Here is an 18,304-nt window from a genome sequence, read left to right on the forward strand (position 1 = left end):
CAGATCCACACGCGAGGTTTACTGTTACCGCCCTGCGCTATTTAATCGTGTCCACGCAGATTGACCGGACGTAGCCCTCCCAATGGACGGGACATTCCGGGATCTTCAGTGTCTTAAAGGCAGTTCAAGTAAAAGGAAAATCGCAGCGATGGCGTACTACCGCACTCCTCACGACGTTACCGCTCTGCCCGCCTGGCAAGCGTTGAAAGACCACCGCCAAGCCATGCAGGATTTCAGCATGCGCGAAGCCTTCAATGCCGACCCGCAGCGCTTTACCCAATTCACCCTCAGCAGCTGCGGTCTGTTTCTCGATTATTCGAAGAACCTGATCAACGCCGAGACCCGCAACCTGTTGGTGGGCCTGGCCAACGAAGTCGACCTCAAGGGCGCAATCAAAGCGCTGTTCGACGGCGAAATCGTCAACTCCTCCGAAGGCCGCCCGGCGCTGCACACTGCATTGCGTCGTCCGGTGGGCGACAAGTTGTCGGTCAACGGCGTCAACGTGATGCCGGAAGTGCACAAGGTACTGAACCAGATCACCGACCTCGTGGGCCGTATCCACGACGGTCTGTGGCGCGGCTACACCGAGAAGCCAATCACTGACGTGGTGAACATCGGCATCGGTGGCTCGTTCCTCGGCCCTGAGCTGGTGTCCGAAGCACTGCTGTCCTACGCCCAGAAAGGCGTGCGTTGCCATTACCTGGCGAACATCGACGGCAGCGAGTTCCACGAGCTGACCATGAAGCTGCGCGCCGAGACCACGCTGTTCATCGTCTCGTCGAAATCCTTCAACACCCTCGAAACCCTGAAGAATGCCCAGGCCGCACGTGCCTGGTACCTGGCCCAGGGTGGTTCGGAAGCCGAGCTGTATCGCCACTTCATCGCGGTATCGAGCAACAACGCCGCAGCCGTGGCGTTCGGTATCCGTGAAGAGAACATCTTCCCGATGTGGGACTGGGTCGGCGGGCGTTACTCGCTGTGGTCGGCCATCGGTTTGCCGATTGCCCTGGCCATCGGCATGTCGAACTTCAAAGAACTGCTGTCCGGTGCCTACACCATGGACCAGCATTTCCAGAGCGCGCCATTCGAACAGAACATGCCGGTGCTGCTGGCGTTGCTCGGTGTCTGGTACGGCAACTTCTGGGGCGCGCAAAGCCACGCGATCCTGCCGTACGACCACTACCTGCGCAACATCACCAAGCACTTGCAACAGCTGGACATGGAATCCAACGGCAAGAGCGTGCGCCAGGACGGCACGCCCGTGTCCACCGATACCGGTCCGGTGATTTGGGGTGGTGTGGGCTGCAACGGTCAGCACGCCTACCACCAGTTGCTGCACCAGGGCACCCAGCTGATTCCAGCGGACTTCATCGTGCCGATCGTCAGCTTCAACCCGGTGTCCGACCACCATCAGTGGCTGTACGCCAACTGCCTGTCCCAAAGCCAGGCCCTGATGCTCGGCAAGACCCTCGCCGAAGCCGAAACCGAGCTGCGCGACAAGGGCCTGAGCGAAGAAGAAGTGCACAAACTCGCACCGCACAAGGTGATCCCGGGCAACCGCCCGAGCAACACCCTGGTGGTCGAGCGCATCAGCCCGCGTCGTCTCGGCGCATTGGTGGCGTTGTATGAGCACAAAGTCTTCGTGCAAAGCGTGGTCTGGGGCATCAACGCCTTCGACCAGTGGGGCGTGGAGCTGGGCAAAGAACTGGGCAAAGGCGTTTACAACCGCCTGGTCGGCAGCGAAGAAACCCCGGCTGACGATGCTTCGACCCAAGGCCTGATCAACTACTTCCGTGGGCGTCACCGCGGATGATTCTGTAGGAGCGAAGCTTGCTCGCGAAGAACGATGACGCGGTGTACCTGATACACCGCGTCGCCTGCTTCGCGAGCAAGCTTGGCTCCTACACGGCTCGCTTGTCTGCGCTCTTGAACCCATTCGTCACTCGGCGCATCTTAATCTTGTCGCAAAACAAGAATAAGGAACCGTCATGTTCGATATCAGCACGTTCCCCAAAGCCGATGCCGTGCGCCGGGCTGCCAATCTGAGTCAGGACGACTACCATCGCCTGTACCGACAATCCATCGAACACCCCAGCACCTTCTGGGCCGAACAGGCCACGCGCTTTCTCGACTGGAGCACGCCGTGGCAAACCGTCCAGCGCTATAACCTGAAAACCGGCGAAGCCAGCTGGTTTGCCGGGGGCAAGCTGAACGTCAGTTACAACTGCATTGACCGTCACCTGGAAAAACGTGGCGATCAGATCGCAATCATCTGGGAAGGCGATGACCCCGTCGAATCCGCCCAGATCACCTACAAAAAACTCCATCACAACGTCTGCCGCCTGGCCAACGTGCTGAAAAGCCGTGGCGTGAAGAAAGGCGATCGGGTGTGCATCTACATGCCGATGATCCCCGAAGCCGCCTACGCCATGCTCGCTTGTGCGCGGATCGGCGCGATTCATTCGGTGGTGTTTGGCGGATTTTCCCCGGACTCCGTGCGCGACCGCATCCTCGACGCCGACTGCCGCACCGTGATCACCGCCGATGAAGGCGTGCGCGGCGGCAAGTTCGTGCCGCTCAAGGAGAAGGTCGACAAAGCGCTCGAGAGCTGCCCGAACGTCAGCACGGTGATTGTGGTCGAGCGCACCCAGGGCGAAGTGAACTGGGTCGAAGGCCGGGACATCTGGTATCACCAGGCCCTGCGCGATGTCAGCGACGATTGCCCGCCGGAACCGATGGACGCCGAAGACCCGCTGTTCATCCTCTACACCTCCGGCAGCACCGGCAAACCCAAAGGCGTGCTGCACACCACCGGCGGTTACCTGCTGCAAGCGGCGATGACCTTCAAATACGTGCTCGACTACCGCGACGACGAAGTGTTCTGGTGCACCGCCGACGTCGGCTGGGTCACCGGCCACAGCTACATCGTCTACGGGCCATTGGCCAACGGCGCGACCACGCTGATCTTCGAAGGCGTGCCGAGTTACCCCACCAGTTCACGCTTCTGGCAGGTCATCGACAAACACCACGTCAACATCTTCTACACCGCCCCCACCGCCCTGCGCTCGCTGATGCGCGAAGGCGCCGAGCCGTTGAAGGAAACGTCGCGCGCGAGCCTCAGATTACTCGGCAGCGTCGGTGAGCCGATCAACCCGGAAGCGTGGGATTGGTACTTCAACGTCGTGGGCGAGCAGCGTTGCCCCATCGTCGATACCTGGTGGCAGACCGAAACCGGCGGGATCATGCTCAGCCCGCTGGTCAGTGCCCAACGGATCAAACCGGGTTGCGCCACACAACCGATGTTCGGCGTGCAACCGGTATTGCTCGATGAAACGGGCAAGGAAATCAAAGGCGCCGGCAGCGGCGTACTGGCGATCAAATCCAGCTGGCCGGCGCAGATCCGCAGCGTCTACGGCGATCCGCAGCGCATGGTCGACACCTACTTCAAGCCCTACCCCGGCTACTACTTCACCGGCGACGGCGCACGGCGCGACGAGGATGGCGACTACTGGATCACCGGGCGCATCGACGATGTGATCAATGTTTCCGGACATCGCATCGGCACCGCCGAAGTGGAAAGCGCCCTGGTACTGCACGACAGCATCGCCGAGGCTGCCGTGGTCGGTTACCCCCATGACGTCAAGGGCCAGGGCATCTATGCCTTTGTTACGCCCATGAACGGCGCCGAACCCAGCGACGAACTGAAGAAAGAGCTGCTGGCCCACGTCAGCAAGGAAATCGGCAGCTTCGCCAAACCGGACCTGATTCAATGGGCGCCGGCCTTGCCTAAAACCCGTTCGGGCAAGATCATGCGCCGGATTCTGCGCAAGATCGCCTGCAACGAACTGGACAGCCTGGGCGACACCTCGACCCTGGCCGATCCGAGCGTGGTTCAGGACCTGGTTGATAAACGCCTGAACCAATAACACGCGGACTTGGAACGCCTACAGAGGCATTCCAGGCCCGCCTTTTTTTCACCACTGAGTCGCCATGGAATTCATTCGCAGCCGCATCGAAACCCAGCTCATGAGCCTGACCGGCCTGTCCTTGGGCAAGCTTGACCTGGAGAACCCCAAGGGCGATCCCGGCCTGTTCGGGCCCGATTCGGTGAGTTGGCAGGTCCATGGCGATTTCAGCAGCATGCTGATCGGCGGCATCAGTGCGCTGATGCTACAAGCCCTGCACCCACTGGCCCTGGCCGGGGTCTGGGATCACTCGAATTTTCGCGAAGACATGCTCGGCCGCTTGCGCCGCACCAGTCAGTTCATTTCCGGGACCACGTTCGGTTCGCGCAAGGACGCCGACTGGCTGATCGAAAAGGTCCGCACCATTCACCTGCAGGTGATCGGCACCGCGCCGGATGGCCGACCTTATGCCGCCAGCGATCCGGACTTGCTGACCTGGGTGCATGTGGCCGAAGTCAGCAACTTCCTCGCCGCGCACCTGCGGTATCGCAATCCGCAGTTATCCGTGGCGGATCAGGACCGTTACTACGCTGAAATCGCGGTGATCGCCGAGCGCCTGGGCGCCCGTGATGTGCCGCGCAGCCGTCAGGAAATCGCTGATTACCTTGAGCGAATCCGTCCACAGTTGCTGTGCGATGCCCGCAGTCGCGAGGTGTTGCGCCTGCTGCTCAACGCGCCCGCCCCCAGCCGTATGGCCAAGCCGTTTGGCGGTTTGATGATGCAGGCCGGGATCGACCTGCTGCCGGACTGGGCCAGCGACATGCTCGGCGTCCGCCAGAACCCGCTGCAACGCCAGTTGATCCGCGCCAGCGTCAAACGCAGCGCGCCGATGCTGCGCTGGGCGATGAGGAATGGCTCGGTGCAACGGGCGCAGCGGCGGATGGGGTTATTGGAATAGAGCTTCAAGCTTCAAGCTGCAAGCTGCAAGCTGCAAGCTGCAAGCTGCAAGCTGCAAGCTGCAAGCTTAGAGCTTCAAGCTTGCGGCTTGCAGCTCAGTAACTGCTAAACTCCCGCGCCAAATTCCCTCCTCCTGCAAGGCGCCCAGCATGTCTTCCTTGAATCAGGCGCTGCGCGCCGCCCTCGATCATCGCCAGGACCTGCTTGCCGAACTGCATCAGCAGGGCACCGATTGCTATCGCCTGTTCCACGGCAGCCAGGAAGGCGCCGGCGGCTTGACCATCGACCGCTACGGCCCGCAACTGCTGGTGCAAAGCTTTCACCAAGCCCTGGAACGGGATGCCCTGCTGGAACTGCACGGCCTCATCAATCAACACTTGGGCTTCGACACGCTGCTGGTCTACAACGACCGCTCCCGGGGCAATTCGCGCATTGACCGTGAAGACACCGTCTACCGCGCCGACGACGCCGCGTTGCAAGACCTGATCGGCCACGAATGGGGCCTCAACTACCGGGTTCGCGGCCGTCACGCCGGGCAAGACCCGCTGCTGTTCCTCGACCTGCGCAACACCCGCGGCTGGGTCAAGGCCCATAGCCAGAACAAAAGCGTGCTCAACCTGTTCGCCTACACCTGCGGCGTCGGCCTGAGTGCGGCGGCCGGTGGCGCCAGTGAGGTGTGCAACCTGGACTTCGCCGAAGGCAACCTGGCCGTCGGCCGCGAAAACGGCCTGCTCAACCCGCAGTTGCCGACGATGGAATTCATCCAGTCCGATTACTTCCCGGCGATCCGCCAATTGGCGGGCCTGCCGATCAGTCAGCGTCGCGGGCAGAAACTGCCGAGCTATGAGCGCCTGGAACAACGTCAATACGACCTGGTGCTGCTCGACCCACCGGCCTGGGCCAAGAGCGCCTTCGGCACCGTCGACCTGCTGCGCGACTATCAGAGCCTGCTCAAGCCGGCACTGCTGACCACCGCCGACAACGGCGTGCTGATCTGCTGCAACAACCTGGCGAAAGTCAGCATGGACGACTGGCGCGAGCAGGTTTTGCGCTGCGCCGAAAAGGCCGGACGGCCGGTGCGGGAATGGTCGGTGATGACCCCGGGCGCGGATTTTCCGTCGATGGATCAGCAGCCACCGCTGAAAACCCTGATCCTGCAACTTTGATCACGCGGGAAATTTCCTACACTTTTTTCTGAACAATCCTTAACAGGGCGTGTACTTCGGAACCGAAAACGCGTGCCATACTCCAAGGCACTCCGATCAGACAAATGAAGCCGCACATGCCCAAAGGATTGATCCGCGCTATCGGCGCTCTGTTGACTGCTCTGGCCCTCTACAGCCTGCTGGGTTTTCTGATATTGCCGGGCATCGCCTTGCGGGTCGCCAACCAGCAGTTGGCCAACTACGCCACGACGCCCGCCCATATCCAGCGGATCGAACTCAATCCGTTCAGTCTTGAAGTGACCCTGTGGGGCCTGATCATCGGTGAACCGGGCAAGGAACAGGTCGGCTTCGAACGTCTTTACGCCAACCTGCAGATCGACAGCCTGTGGACCAAGGCCCTGCACTTGTCCGATATCGAACTGGACAAGCCCAAGACCGAAATCCTCTTTGGCAAGGACGGCAAGCTCAACTTGCTCGGCCTGTTCAAGATCCCCGCCAGCGAACCGACCCCGGCCGACCCGAACGCCAAACCGTTCCCCCTGCGGGTCGAGCGGATCAAACTGGCCGGCGGCTATGTGCACTTCCAGGATGCGCGCCCCAGCGAGCCCATCGAATTCCTTTACGACAAACTCGATTTCGAGCTGAAGAACCTCAGCACCCTGCCCGATGACAACGCCGACATGACCCTGGTCGCGGCCGGTCCGTCGGGCGGGCAGATCGACTGGACCGGCAACTTCAGCCTGATCCCGATCGCCTCCGAAGGTAAGTTGAAAGTCACCGACGGCCAGATGAAAGTCTGGTGGCCGTACGTGCGCGATGCGCTGCCGCTGGCCCTGGAAAACGGCGTGCTGAACCTGAGCACCGACTACAAGCTCAACCTGGCCAAGGAAACCGAACTGCTGCTGAGCAACGTCGCAGTCAGCGTCGCACCGTTTGCTATCAATGCACCGGACGGTCGGCCATTGGTGCGGCTTGAACGCCTGGATGTCAGCGACACCAGCATCGACCTGGCCAAGCAGCAAGTGGTGGTCGGCAAGATCCGCAGCAACAAACTGGAAACCTGGGCCGCCCTCGAAGCGGATGGCCAACTGGACTGGCAGAAACTGTTCGCCAGCCAACCGTCCAAGGCAACGGTGAAGGCCAATAAAGAACCCGCCACGGCCCCAGCCGCAGCGGATTCACCGCCTCCGGCACCCGCCGCGCCAAGCAAACCGTGGCAAGTGCTGCTCAAAGACGTGCAACTGCGCAATTACCAGGTGCACCTGGCGGACCGCAAGGCACAACCGCCCGTGGCCCTGGAAGTCGGCCCGTTGAACGTTGACCTGCAGAACTTCGACAGCCTCAACGGCTCGCCTTTCAACCTCAAGCTCGACACCGGCCTGGGCAAGCAAGGCAAGATCACGGCGGACGGCCAGGTCAATCTGGCCCCGGTCAGCGCCAAGCTGAAAGTGCAGACCAAGGACATCGACCTGCGCGTCGCCCAGTCCTACATCACCCCGTTCATTCGCCTGGAACTGCGCAGCGGCATGCTCGGCAGTGACCTCGCGGTGGACCTGAAAAGCACCGATCCGCTGGCGTTCAGCGTGACCGGCCGCGCCCAGGTCGATCAGCTGCACACCCTCGACACCCTGAAAACCCGCGACTTCCTCAAGTGGCAGCAACTGGTGCTCGAAGGCCTGAACTATCAGCACGGTGACAGCCTGTCGATCGACAAGGTCAACCTGTTCCAGCCCTATGCGCGCTTCATGATCAACGATGACCGCACCACCAACATCGATGACCTGCTGGTGCCGCAACCGCCTGACGCCGGCGCCAAGACCGCCGCCGCCAAACCAGCGGCCGGCAAGGACAAACCGCTGGGCATTCACGTGGGCGGCATTGCGATCAATGATGGCTCGGCCAACTTTGCCGACTTCAGCCTGACCCCGAACTTCGCCACCGCCGTGCAAGAACTCAACGGTGCAATCGGCACCATCGACAGCCGCCAGGCGAAACCGGCCAGTGTCGACATCAAGGGCAAGGTCGACCGCTATGCGCCGGTGACGATCAAGGGCGCGGTCAACCCGTTCGACCCGATGGCCAGCCTCGACATTGCCACCAGTTTCAAACGTGTCGAGCTGACGACGCTTACGCCCTACTCCGGCAAGTTCGCCGGTTACCGCATCCGCAAGGGCCGCCTCAATCTCGACCTGCATTACCTGATCACCAAGGGCCAGTTGAAGGCTGAAAACAAAGTGGTGGTCGAGCAACTGCAACTCGGCGAAAAAGTCGACAGCCCGGACGCCACAAGCCTGCCGCTGAAGTTGGCGATCGCCCTGCTCAAGGACGTCGACGGCAAGATTTCCATCGAGCTGCCGGTGACCGGCGACTTGAACAACCCGCAGTTCAGCGTCATGCCGATTGTCTGGCAGACCCTGCGCAACCTGATCGTCAAGGCTGCCGCCGCGCCGTTCAAAATGATTGGCGGGCTGATCAGTGGTGGCGGTTCGGAAGATCTGGGCACCGTGTCGTTCGCACCGGGTTCGAGTGACCTGACCAAAGACGCCGAAGCGTCGCTGATCAAACTCTCCAGCGCGCTCAAGGAACGCCCGGCCCTGCGCCTGGAAATCGAAGGCACGGCGGCGCAAAGCAGCGATGGCCCCTTGATCGCCGAGCAACGCCTGGAGCGCGAATACCAGTACAACTACTACAAGATGCTCCAGCGCCGTGGCGACAAGGTCCCGGCCCAAGCGTCCCTGCTGCAAGTGCCGGAGGGCGAGAAAGGTCCGCTGCTGGAAGGGATTTATCGCACGCGCCTCAAGACCCAGCCACCGGCCGAATGGAAGGATCTGGGCAAGGAAGAACGCACCGCCAAAATGCGTGCGGACGTGATCAAGTTCTGGAGTTCCAGCGACGTGCTGTTGCGTCAACTGGGCCAGGAACGGGCCAGCAGCATCAAGGACTTCCTGGTGGACAAGACGCAAATGGCCGATGACCGCGTGTACTTTGTCGACGCCAACCTTGGCGAAGCGCAAAGCGACGGTCGGGTGGTTACCCCGATGCACCTGGACGCCGAGTGATGGGCGCGCGCTGGTTGCTCAGCCTGGCCCTGGCACTCGCGGCGGGCCAGGCCGCAGCTGCCGATACCCTGCGCTGTGGCAGCCAGTTGATCAGCGTCGGCGACAGGTCCAGCGAAGTACTGCAGAAATGTGGACAACCCGTGGCCCGGGATGCGCTGGGCTACAAGCGCAGCGCCAACCGCCGGGAAGAATTCCAGGTCGAGGAATGGACCTACGGCCCCAACAGCGGGATGTACCAATACCTGCGGTTTGAAGGGAATCGGCTAGTGCAGATCACCAGCAAACGCGGCAATTAAAGAGCAAAAGATCGCAACCTTCGGCAGCGCCTACGGGGTGAATACATCACTTGTGCAGGAGCTGTCGAAGGCTGCGATCTTTTGCTTTTAAGGCCCGAAATAAAACAGGCCCCCGACACGAATGTCGGAGGCCTGTAATGGCCACATCCTTGTGGCCTTCGCATGAACTCTCCAGAGGCGGCAGACGTATGGCTCGGCTCGTCTGCCACGCCTTCTCCCGGTTCAAGCGGAGAAGTCTTGCCTTACTCGGCTTTCAGGCCGTCAGCGGAAACCGCTTTAACGCCTTTGATTTTCTTGGTGATCGCAACAGCGGTGGCTTTCTGAGCGTCGGTAATGGCTACAGTCGACGACAGGGATACAACACCTTTGTTGGTTTCTACTTTGATGTCAGTGCCTGGAATGCCTTTCTCGGTTACCAGGTCGCTTTTGACTTTGGTAGTGATCCAGGTATCGGAAGTGGTTTCCTTGGCCTTGGTCATTTCACCGGCCGCCAGAGTCATCGGGGCTTGGGTGGTGGTAGTGGTCTGTGCAAAAGCTGCACCGGCCATGGTCAGGGTCAGCGCGGCAGCAGTAGCAATAGCGAACTTCTTCATACGAGTAACTCCTGTTTTTCTATAAAGTCTGCTGCGTGTCTTCTCAGCAGGGTTACTGGGTATATTGCGAACGCTGTGCCAACTTTGAGACGAACGATAAATCTTTATAAAACAACGAGTTATGAAATATGGAAAACCCCGGAATCATGCAAATTGCATGACTTGCTGATTATCTACATGCAAGTTGCAGGTTTTAGCGTGGGCCTAAGGCCATGAATTTACGAAGGTTTTATTTCACGTACCAGCACACATCGAATCCTCAAAACAACAGCAAAAAAAGCCCCACCTCTTTGAGAGGCGGGGCTAGGTCGTTTTCCAATAATTAGCTGCCATTAGCCATGAGGGCAACCCGCTGGGGCGAAATCGGCGGCGGCGCTGGTTTTACACGACCAACCCGAAGTGGCATCACGAGTCAACGTAATAGTCGCAGCGGACACCTGTGCTGGCGCACCTACGAGCGTACAGACAATGCCAGTAGGACTTGCCGAGACGGTAATTGTGCAATTTTGCGTGGTGGCAACCGAAGTGATGTCAGCAACTGCTGGGGTAGCCGTACCCGAGTTGACCTTGTCCTCATAATTCACTTTAAGCGCCGAAAGCTCCGCCACCCCCGCCGTCACCTTCGCCCGCGCCTGATATTTCGAGTAAGCCGGAATCGCAAACGTCGCCAGAATCCCGATGATCGCCACCACGATCAACAGCTCGATCAACGTAAAACCTTTCTGAATATTCATAGACAAGCTCCATGCATGAGTCGGAATCTCATGATCTGAATAAGCCCCAGCAGGGTCCGTGCCAAGCCTCGCATGCCCTGTACACAGGGCGCCGCGCAAAGAAGCGCCCTTTCCTACTCCCTGAATCCGCACTATCTGACACTTTTTGTCACCTCAACACCGCTGGTTTGGTTCCTCGCCTTGACTAGGCTATAAGTCATGAACTGTCTGCGTCCGGTATCCCCATGAACGACATCGCCCTTAGTGGCCTGGCCAAGCAATTGGTGCTGGCCGAACTGCTCACTGAAAAAAGCGCGCAACAGGCGTATCAGCAAGCCCAACGCAATCGCATCTCCCTGGTCAGCTACCTGGTGCAGAACAAACTGGTGCGAAGCCGGCAGGTGGCGGAGATTGCCTCGGAGCACTTCGGCATGGCCTTGCTGGACCTCAATTGCCTGGACAAGGAAACCCAGCCCAAAGGGCTGGTCAGCGAGAAACTGGTTCGCCTGCACCACGCCCTGCCCCTCTGGCGACGCGGCAACAAGCTGTTCGTCGGCGTGTCTGACCCGACCAATCATCAAGCGATCAACGACATCCAGTTCAGCACCGGGCTGAGCACCGAAGCCATTCTGGTGGAGGACGACAAGCTCAGCGACGCCATCGAAAAATTCTTCGACACCCACACCACCGGCCTGGAAGAAATGGCCGACGTTGACCTGGATGGCCTGGACATCGAGTCGCCCGACGACAAAAACCACGATTCCATCGCCGGGCAGGATGCCGACGACGCGCCCGTGGTGCGGTTCGTCCACAAGATGCTGCTCGACGCGATCAAAAGCGGCTCGTCCGACCTGCACTTCGAGCCCTACGAAAAAACCTACCGCGTGCGTATGCGCACCGACGGCATGCTGCGCGAAGTGGCCAAGCCACCGATTCAACTGGCCGGACGGATTGCCGCCCGCCTCAAGGTCATGGCCAGCCTCGACATTTCCGAGCGACGCAAACCTCAGGATGGGCGGATCAAGATGCGCCTGTCCAAGAGCAAGTCCATCGACTTCCGGGTCAACACCCTGCCGACACTGTGGGGCGAGAAAGTGGTGATCCGGATCCTCGACCCGTCCAGCGCGCAAATGGGCATCGACGCCCTCGGCTACGAGCCGGACCAGAAAGCCCTGTTCATGGCCGCGCTCAAGCAGCCGCAGGGGATGATTCTGGTCACCGGCCCCACCGGTTCGGGTAAAACCGTGTCCCTGTATACCGGGCTGAATATTCTCAACACCGTGGACATCAACATCTCCACCGCCGAAGACCCGGTGGAGATCAACATGGAAGGCATCAACCAGGTCAACGTCAATCCCAGGCAGGGCCTGGATTTCGCCCAGGCCTTGCGCTCGTTCCTGCGTCAGGACCCGGACGTGATCATGGTCGGCGAGATCCGCGACCTGGAAACCGCAGAAATCGCGATCAAGGCCGCCCAGACCGGGCACCTGGTGCTGTCGACCCTGCACACCAACAGCGCCGCCGAAACCCTGACCCGCCTGCACAACATGGGCATCCCCGGCTTCAACATCGCCACCTCGGTCAGCCTGATCATCGCCCAGCGCCTGGCGCGCAAATTGTGCAGTCATTGCAAGACGCCGATCGAGATTCCCCGGGAGGCCCTGATCAAGGAAGGCTTCCCCGAGGAGCGCATCGGTTCTTTCACGATCTATGAGCCCGTCGGTTGCGATCAGTGCAACAACGGTTACAAAGGGCGAATCGGGATATATGAAGTGGTGAAGAACACCCCGGACCTGCAACGGCTGATCATGGCCGAGGGTAACTCTCTGGAAATCGACATCCAGATGCGCAAGGACGGCTTCAACGATCTGCGTACGTCGGGGCTGATCAAGGCCATGCAAGGCATCACCAGCCTTGAAGAAATCAACCGGGTCACCAAGGACTGAACATGGCGGTCAAGGCAGCAAAAATCAGCGTCTACGCCTGGGAAGGCATGGACAAGAAAGGCACGAAGATGAGCGGCGAGTTGAGCGGTCAGAACCCGGCGCTGATCAAGGCGCAGTTGCGCAAGCAGGGGATCAACCCGGGCAAGGTGCGCAAGAAATCCGCGTCGATTTTCAGCCTGGGCAAACGCATCAAGGCCCAGGACATCTCCCTGTTCACCCGGCAGATGGCGACCATGATGAAGGCCGGTGTGCCGCTGCTGCAGTCATTCGACATCATTGGCGAAGGCTTCGACAACCCGGCCATGCGCAAGCTGGTGGATGAGGTGAAACAGGAGGTCGCAGCGGGTAACAGCTTCGCCGCCTCCCTGCGCAAGAAGCCGCAATATTTTGATGAGTTGTACTGCAATCTGGTGGACGCCGGTGAACAGGCCGGCGCCCTGGATACGCTGCTGGATCGGGTCGCGACCTATAAGGAAAAGAGCGAGAGCCTCAAGGCCAAGATCAAGAAAGCCATGACCTACCCGCTGGCCGTGGTGTTCGTCGCGATCATCGTCACCGGGATTTTGCTGGTCAAGGTGGTGCCGCAGTTCAAGACTGTGTTCGCCGGGTTTGGCGCCGAACTGCCGGGCTTCACCTTGATGGTGATCAACCTGTCGGAGTTCATGCAGGAATGGTGGTGGGTGATGCTCGGCGTCATGGCTGCGGCGATCTACGGTGTGCGTCGCGCCTTCAAAAAATCCCAGGTCTTTCGCGATCGGGTGGACACCTGGCTGTTAAAACTGCCCTTGGTGGGCACGCTGATGTACAAGTCCGCCGTGGCCCGCTACGCCCGCACGCTGTCGACCACCTTCGCCGCCGGGGTGCCGCTGGTGGATGCCCTGGAATCGGTGGCCGGCGCCACCGGCAATATCGTGTTCAAACGCGCGGTGCTGCGCATCAAGCAGGACGTGTCGACCGGCATGCAGCTGAACTTTGCCATGCGCACTTCGGGCGTGTTCCCGAACATGGCGATCCAGATGGCAGCCATCGGCGAGGAGTCCGGCGCCCTCGACGACATGCTCGACAAGGTCGCCAGCTTCTACGAGGACGAAGTCGACAACATGGTCGACAACCTGACCAGCCTGATGGAACCGTTCATCATGGTGGTGCTGGGCGTCGTCGTCGGCGGTCTGGTGGTTGCCATGTACCTCCCCATTTTCCAACTCGGCTCAGCGATCTGACATGCCCTTGATCGACTACTTGACCCTCTATCCGCTGGCCTTCGTGATCTTTGCGCTGGTGCTCGGCCTGGTGATCGGCAGCTTCCTCAACGTGGTGGTCTGGCGCCTGCCGAAGATGCTCGAACGGGAATGGCGCGTGCAGGCCCACGATGTCTTGGGCTTACCCGGTGAGACGCCCCTGCCGACCTATAACCTGATGCTGCCCCATTCCCAATGCCCGCACTGCGCCCACCGGATCCGAGCCTGGGAAAACATCCCGCTGCTCAGTTACCTGTTGCTGCGCGGGCGCTGTTCGAGCTGCGCCGCACCGATCAGCAAGCGTTACCCACTGACCGAACTGGCCTGCGGCTTGCTCTCGGCGTTCGTCGCCTGGCATTTCGGTTTCGGCTGGCCTGGCGGCCTGATGCTGGTGTTGAGCTGGGGCCTGTTGGCCATGAGCCTGATCGATGCCGAGCATCAACTGTTGCCCGACGTGCTGGTGCTGCCGTTGTTGTGGCTGGGGCTGATCGTCAACAGCTTCGAGCTGTTCGTGCCCTTGCACGATGCCTTGTGGGGCGCGGTGGCCGGCTACATGGCGCTGTGGTCGGTGTTCTGGCTGTTCAAGCTGATCACCGGCAAGGACGGCATCGGCCATGGCGACTTCAAGCTGTTGGCGATGCTGGGGGCCTGGGGCGGTTGGCAGATTCTGCCGCTGACCATCCTCCTGTCATCGCTGGTGGGGGCGATTCTCGGGGTAATTTTGCTGCGCTTGCGCGACGCGAAAACCTCGACGCCCATCCCCTTCGGTCCCTATCTGGCGATTGCTGGCTGGATTGCATTGCTCTGGGGTGGTCAAATAACCGGCTTCTATTGGCAGTTTGTCGGTTTGAAATGAATACCCCTGTGGAAAAACCCTGGATTCTCGGCCTGACCGGCGGCATCGGCAGCGGCAAAAGCGCGGCGGCCCAGCACTTCATCGACCTCGGTGTGCATGTGGTGGACGCCGATCACGCGGCACGCTGGGTGGTGGAACCGGGGCGTCCGGCGCTCGCGAAGATCGCCGAGCACTTCGGCCCCGGCGTACTGCAAGCCGATGGCCAACTCGATCGCGCGGCGCTGCGCAAACTGATCTTCGAAGTCCCGGAGGAACGCCGCTGGCTCGAAGCGTTGCTGCATCCGCTGATCGCCGAGGAAATCGTTACTCACTTGGCCAAGGCACAATCGCCTTACGCGATTCTGGTGTCGCCGCTGTTGATCGAGTCCGGGCAGTACGCCATGACCCAACGGGTGCTGGTGATCGACGCGCCGGAACAACTACAGATCGAACGCACCCTGCAGCGTGACCAGACCAGCGAGCAACAGGTCCAGGCGATCCTCAAGGCCCAGTCCAGCCGCCAGGATCGCGTGAGCCATGCCGACGATGTGGTGGTCAACGACCGCGACCTCGCCTGGCTGCACAGCGAGGTCGAACGCCTGCATCACTTTTACCTTACTTTGCGTGGAGGCCAGTCATGAGCCCAATCTCGACCGTCGAATGCCCGACTTGCGGCGCACCTGTGGAATGGAAACCGGAAAACGTCTTCCGGCCCTTCTGTTCGGACCGTTGCAAACTGATCGACCTGGGCGCCTGGGCGTCGGAAGAACACAAGATCCCGGTGAGCCCGGATGCCGAGGACGACCTGTTCAGCGAAGACTTCGAGCCGCGTCACTGATCACTAACATCAGGGCCGCATGAAACCGTAGTCCTGCCCGTCATCGAGGTTCTCGGCGAGAAACTGCAACTCATCCGCCAGGTCCTCGACACTGCGCACCGCCTTGCTCTGTTGCACCACCGCACTGAGCAAGGCGCGCAGGCTCAACCCCGGATCAAACCCGACTTCCTGCGCCGCATCCAGGCTGTGACGCAACTCCTGCCTTGCCCACTCGTAAACGCTCATATCGGTGCTCCTGAAAGTTTCGCCGAGCATGAGTTCGCGAGCACCTGACCGATTTGATGTGGATCAAGACTTGGGATCGTCGTCTTTCCAGGGCGCCGAAAGGTAGCGGGTGCGGTTGAAAGTCTCCAGCCACTCAGGACTGAACACCACCAGCGCACTGATGATCATGCCGTTGATAAACGCCTCGGGGAAAATCAGCAGCCACAAGTAACCGACAAAATCTTCCAGCCAGTACGGCATCGCAAAGCGTTCGTCCCACCACAGCAACGTGAGCGCCAGCAACAGGCACAACAACGCCGACAGCGCCGCCGCAAAGAAACCGGAAACGAAGATATACACAAAGGGATTACGCGGCTGGGCCCGCTCGACGAGGATCGCGCAGCATTCCGTCACCAGCACCGGCAGCAGAATCAACAGCGAGCCATTCACCCCGACGGCCATCAGGTCCTGTCGCCCAAGCAGTACCAACCCCATCTGCGCGATCAAGCCACCGACAATCGCCAGCGGCCAGTCCAGCAGCAACGTCACCGCGGTCATGCCGATAAAGTGATACGACACGCCGGTATCGAAATCCCGTCGCACCAGCCACAACATGAACAGCGCGAACACCGTGCCGAACAACAGATGCTGGCGACGACTGTCGGTGAACAGCTCGACCCAGGGCCCACGGCAGATCGCCCAGATCAGCACGGGCAAGTAAATCACCCAGCCGACTATCAGGCTCTCCGGTGACAGGAGCTCGGCACCGATCATGGCCGGGCTTTCTCCAACGCCTCTCGCAATTGCGCTGCCGTGGCGTACTCGTGCTGCTCAACCAAGCGACCCTCCTTGAGCTGCAGCCACAGCACGTTGTCCACAGCCCCGGGATAGCGCGGCGCTACGCGGCCATCGCGGTCGAGCATGACCCGGTAGGCATAGTCACGCATCTTGGGTACAGCGAACATTTTTGCAATCAGCCGGGGCATGCGCTGGATGTCCGCGACAAATACCGCCTGTCGCGACTCCAGATAGCCCTTGGGCTGGCCATGCAACGCGGCATCGACCAGCTTCGCGGCGTCCATGCTGCGCGCCACCAGCAACGTCTGCGTCTGGTTGTCGAGGCTGTAGGCCTGATCGAATTGATCCAGCAAGGTCCAGGGCGCCAGGCGCTCGCCCACCTCCAACGCCTGGGCCCACAAGGGCAGAAGACTGAGCAACAACACCGGCCAATATTTCACATTCAACTCCTCGATAGCGGATACGCACGATGGATATCAGTCTACACCGCCGGTTCTGGCCGCCCAGTAACGTCGTTTACCGGTAAAGGCTTTCTGCTTGTCGCATTTGAACGCTAAGCTTGGGCCTATGGATGACTCAGATTATTTACGCCTGCTGACCATCGCGGCCGAGCAAGCCAACGCGTTCCTGTCCAATGCCCGCAAATGGGAGCGTGAGCGTTGGGTCTGCCAGCGCCTGCTGCAAGGCCTGAACATTCCCTACCGCGCCGACGAATTCGCCCCCGCCGGGGAGCCGCCGGACGTGCTGTTCCGCGACGCCAGTTTCGAGGTGTTCTTTGTGCTCGACGAAGGCCGACGCCTCAACGACGAATGGCGCGACGAACTGCAACGAAGGCGCAGCGCGTTTTCCCTCAGTTCCCTGGTACGTCGCGAGGCCAAGCCCCGACGCATCCCGGCCAATGAATTCCTGCTGCGACTGGCGCCGACCCTGCGCAAAAAAGCCCACAACTACAAAGAACGCGGCATGGACCTGGGCGAGCTGGACATCATCGCCTTCGCCAGCCTCAAGCGCGAAGTGCTGGACCTCAACAGCCATTTCCCGCCGCCTACCGAGTACTTGCGCCAGGGTTGGCGCTCGTTGTCGCTGGTCGGGCCGACCTTCGCCCGGGTGCTGTTCGCCCATCCGGATGCGCCAGACTTTTTGCGCAGCAACCTCGGTCGCAGCATCGTCTTCGATGTCGGGATCAGCCTGTGAGCCCTTTGCAGGAATTGATGGCCGAAGTCCCGCAAGTTGGCCGCGTGCGCTGGATTGGCGTGCGCCCGGCGTCCCATGTGCCGATGATTGAACTGGACGTCGTGGAAGCGCGACTCGAGGCCGGTTTGACCGGTGACAAGGCCCGCCCCGGCGTACGCAATGCGCGGCAGGTGACGCTGATCCAGTGGGAACACTTGGCCGTGATCAGCTCGCTGATGGGCCGCCCGGATGATCAACCGGTGCTGCCGGGTGAATTGCGGCGCAATCTGGTGATCAGCGGGATCAACCTGTTCAGCCTCAAGGGCCGGCGCTTCAAGATCGGCCAGGCGATTTTCGAAACCACCGGCTGGTGCCAGCCCTGCGCACGCCTGCAAAACAACCTCGGCCCCGGGACGTTTCAGGCCGTGCGCGGACATGGCGGAATCACCGCCCGAGTGTTACAAAGTGGAATCATTCGCCTGGACGATACGGTGAGCGTCGAGCCCATTCCCGACACCGGCTATGCTCCGTTCAACATTCGTTAAATCAGCCTGTAGCTTCTACACATTCAGCAACGTCTACC

Annotated in this window: 18 protein-coding genes; 13 read left to right on the forward strand and 5 right to left on the reverse strand. The window is 60.5% G+C overall.

The features are described 5' to 3' along the window. Positions 1-148 precede the first annotated feature (148 nt). From pgi to ACY4LX_RS28875, 6 genes are all read left to right on the forward strand, one after another. Entirely contained in the window at positions 149-1,813 is a 1,665-nt protein-coding gene (gene pgi, locus ACY4LX_RS28850; RefSeq protein ID WP_149661061.1) for a glucose-6-phosphate isomerase, read from the forward strand. 175 nt (positions 1,814-1,988) lie between these two features. Next, positions 1,989-3,926, forward strand: a complete 1,938-nt coding sequence (gene acs, locus ACY4LX_RS28855) for an acetate--CoA ligase (RefSeq protein WP_463258494.1) — start codon at positions 1,989-1,991, stop codon at positions 3,924-3,926. A gap of 64 nt (positions 3,927-3,990) precedes the next feature. Further along, positions 3,991-4,863, forward strand: a complete 873-nt coding sequence (locus tag ACY4LX_RS28860; RefSeq protein ID WP_463258495.1) for an oxygenase MpaB family protein — start codon at positions 3,991-3,993, stop codon at positions 4,861-4,863. Between the two features lie 148 nt (positions 4,864-5,011). Then, positions 5,012-6,028, forward strand: a complete 1,017-nt coding sequence (locus tag ACY4LX_RS28865; RefSeq protein ID WP_149661057.1) for a class I SAM-dependent rRNA methyltransferase — start codon at positions 5,012-5,014, stop codon at positions 6,026-6,028. Between the two features lie 116 nt (positions 6,029-6,144). Further along, on the forward strand, positions 6,145-9,087 hold the full coding sequence (locus tag ACY4LX_RS28870) for a DUF748 domain-containing protein (protein ID WP_149661056.1): 2,943 nt from the start codon (positions 6,145-6,147) through the stop codon (positions 9,085-9,087). Then, positions 9,087-9,383, forward strand: a complete 297-nt coding sequence (locus ACY4LX_RS28875) for a DUF2845 domain-containing protein (RefSeq protein ID WP_149661055.1) — start codon at positions 9,087-9,089, stop codon at positions 9,381-9,383. The genes ACY4LX_RS28870 and ACY4LX_RS28875 overlap by 1 nt, the downstream gene beginning before the upstream one ends. A 242-nt stretch (positions 9,384-9,625) precedes the next feature. Here ACY4LX_RS28875 and ACY4LX_RS28880 read toward each other — a convergent pair whose 3' ends face one another. Next, positions 9,626-9,976 carry a BON domain-containing protein gene (locus ACY4LX_RS28880; RefSeq protein WP_054616649.1) on the reverse strand — a complete coding sequence of 117 codons (351 nt, stop codon included), beginning with the start codon at positions 9,974-9,976 and terminating at the stop codon, positions 9,626-9,628. A 332-nt stretch (positions 9,977-10,308) separates the two neighbouring features. Continuing rightward, positions 10,309-10,710 carry a pilin gene (locus tag ACY4LX_RS28885; RefSeq protein ID WP_463258496.1) on the reverse strand — a complete coding sequence of 134 codons (402 nt, stop codon included), beginning with the start codon at positions 10,708-10,710 and terminating at the stop codon, positions 10,309-10,311. A 224-nt stretch (positions 10,711-10,934) separates the two neighbouring features. On the opposite strand from ACY4LX_RS28885, the gene pilB reads away from it, so the two are divergent. From pilB to yacG, 5 genes are read left to right on the forward strand one after another with little or no spacing between them, the layout of a single operon-like run. Next, complete coding sequence (gene pilB, locus ACY4LX_RS28890; RefSeq protein WP_463258497.1) at positions 10,935-12,635, forward strand: type IV-A pilus assembly ATPase PilB; 1,701 nt, start codon at positions 10,935-10,937, stop codon at positions 12,633-12,635. Between the two features lie 2 nt (positions 12,636-12,637). Continuing rightward, the gene (locus ACY4LX_RS28895; protein WP_149661051.1) at positions 12,638-13,855 is read left to right on the forward strand and encodes a type II secretion system F family protein; all 1,218 of its coding nucleotides are present in this window, start codon (positions 12,638-12,640) and stop codon (positions 13,853-13,855) included. Between the two features lies 1 nt (position 13,856). Continuing rightward, on the forward strand, positions 13,857-14,729 hold the full coding sequence (locus ACY4LX_RS28900; protein WP_463258498.1) for a prepilin peptidase: 873 nt from the start codon (positions 13,857-13,859) through the stop codon (positions 14,727-14,729). After that, a complete protein-coding gene (gene coaE / locus ACY4LX_RS28905; protein WP_429512516.1) occupies positions 14,726-15,349 on the forward strand; it encodes a dephospho-CoA kinase in 624 nt (207 codons plus the stop codon). Before ACY4LX_RS28900 ends, coaE begins: the two co-directional genes overlap by 4 nt. Then, on the forward strand, positions 15,346-15,546 hold the full coding sequence (yacG, locus tag ACY4LX_RS28910; protein WP_149661048.1) for a DNA gyrase inhibitor YacG: 201 nt from the start codon (positions 15,346-15,348) through the stop codon (positions 15,544-15,546). Before coaE ends, yacG begins: the two co-directional genes overlap by 4 nt. Positions 15,547-15,555: 9 nt before the next feature. Here yacG and ACY4LX_RS28915 read toward each other — a convergent pair whose 3' ends face one another. From ACY4LX_RS28915 to ACY4LX_RS28925, 3 genes are all read right to left on the reverse strand, one after another. Continuing rightward, a complete protein-coding gene (locus ACY4LX_RS28915; protein WP_008033212.1) occupies positions 15,556-15,771 on the reverse strand; it encodes a hypothetical protein in 216 nt (71 codons plus the stop codon). A gap of 63 nt (positions 15,772-15,834) precedes the next feature. Continuing rightward, positions 15,835-16,524 carry an energy-coupling factor ABC transporter permease gene (locus ACY4LX_RS28920; protein ID WP_463258499.1) on the reverse strand — a complete coding sequence of 230 codons (690 nt, stop codon included), beginning with the start codon at positions 16,522-16,524 and terminating at the stop codon, positions 15,835-15,837. Then, positions 16,521-16,988, reverse strand: coding sequence for an FAD/FMN-containing dehydrogenase (locus tag ACY4LX_RS28925; protein WP_463258500.1), 468 nt, complete (start codon positions 16,986-16,988; stop codon positions 16,521-16,523). Before ACY4LX_RS28925 ends, ACY4LX_RS28920 begins: the two co-directional genes overlap by 4 nt. 127 nt (positions 16,989-17,115) lie before the next feature. On the opposite strand from ACY4LX_RS28925, the gene ACY4LX_RS28930 reads away from it, so the two are divergent. Continuing rightward, positions 17,116-17,742 carry a DUF1780 domain-containing protein gene (locus tag ACY4LX_RS28930; protein ID WP_008154887.1) on the forward strand — a complete coding sequence of 209 codons (627 nt, stop codon included), beginning with the start codon at positions 17,116-17,118 and terminating at the stop codon, positions 17,740-17,742. Then, positions 17,739-18,266, forward strand: a complete 528-nt coding sequence (locus ACY4LX_RS28935) for an MOSC domain-containing protein (RefSeq protein ID WP_463258501.1) — start codon at positions 17,739-17,741, stop codon at positions 18,264-18,266. The genes ACY4LX_RS28930 and ACY4LX_RS28935 overlap by 4 nt, the downstream gene beginning before the upstream one ends. Positions 18,267-18,304 lie beyond the last annotated feature (38 nt).

The organism is Pseudomonas sp. Emmai, from assembly GCF_055179735.1.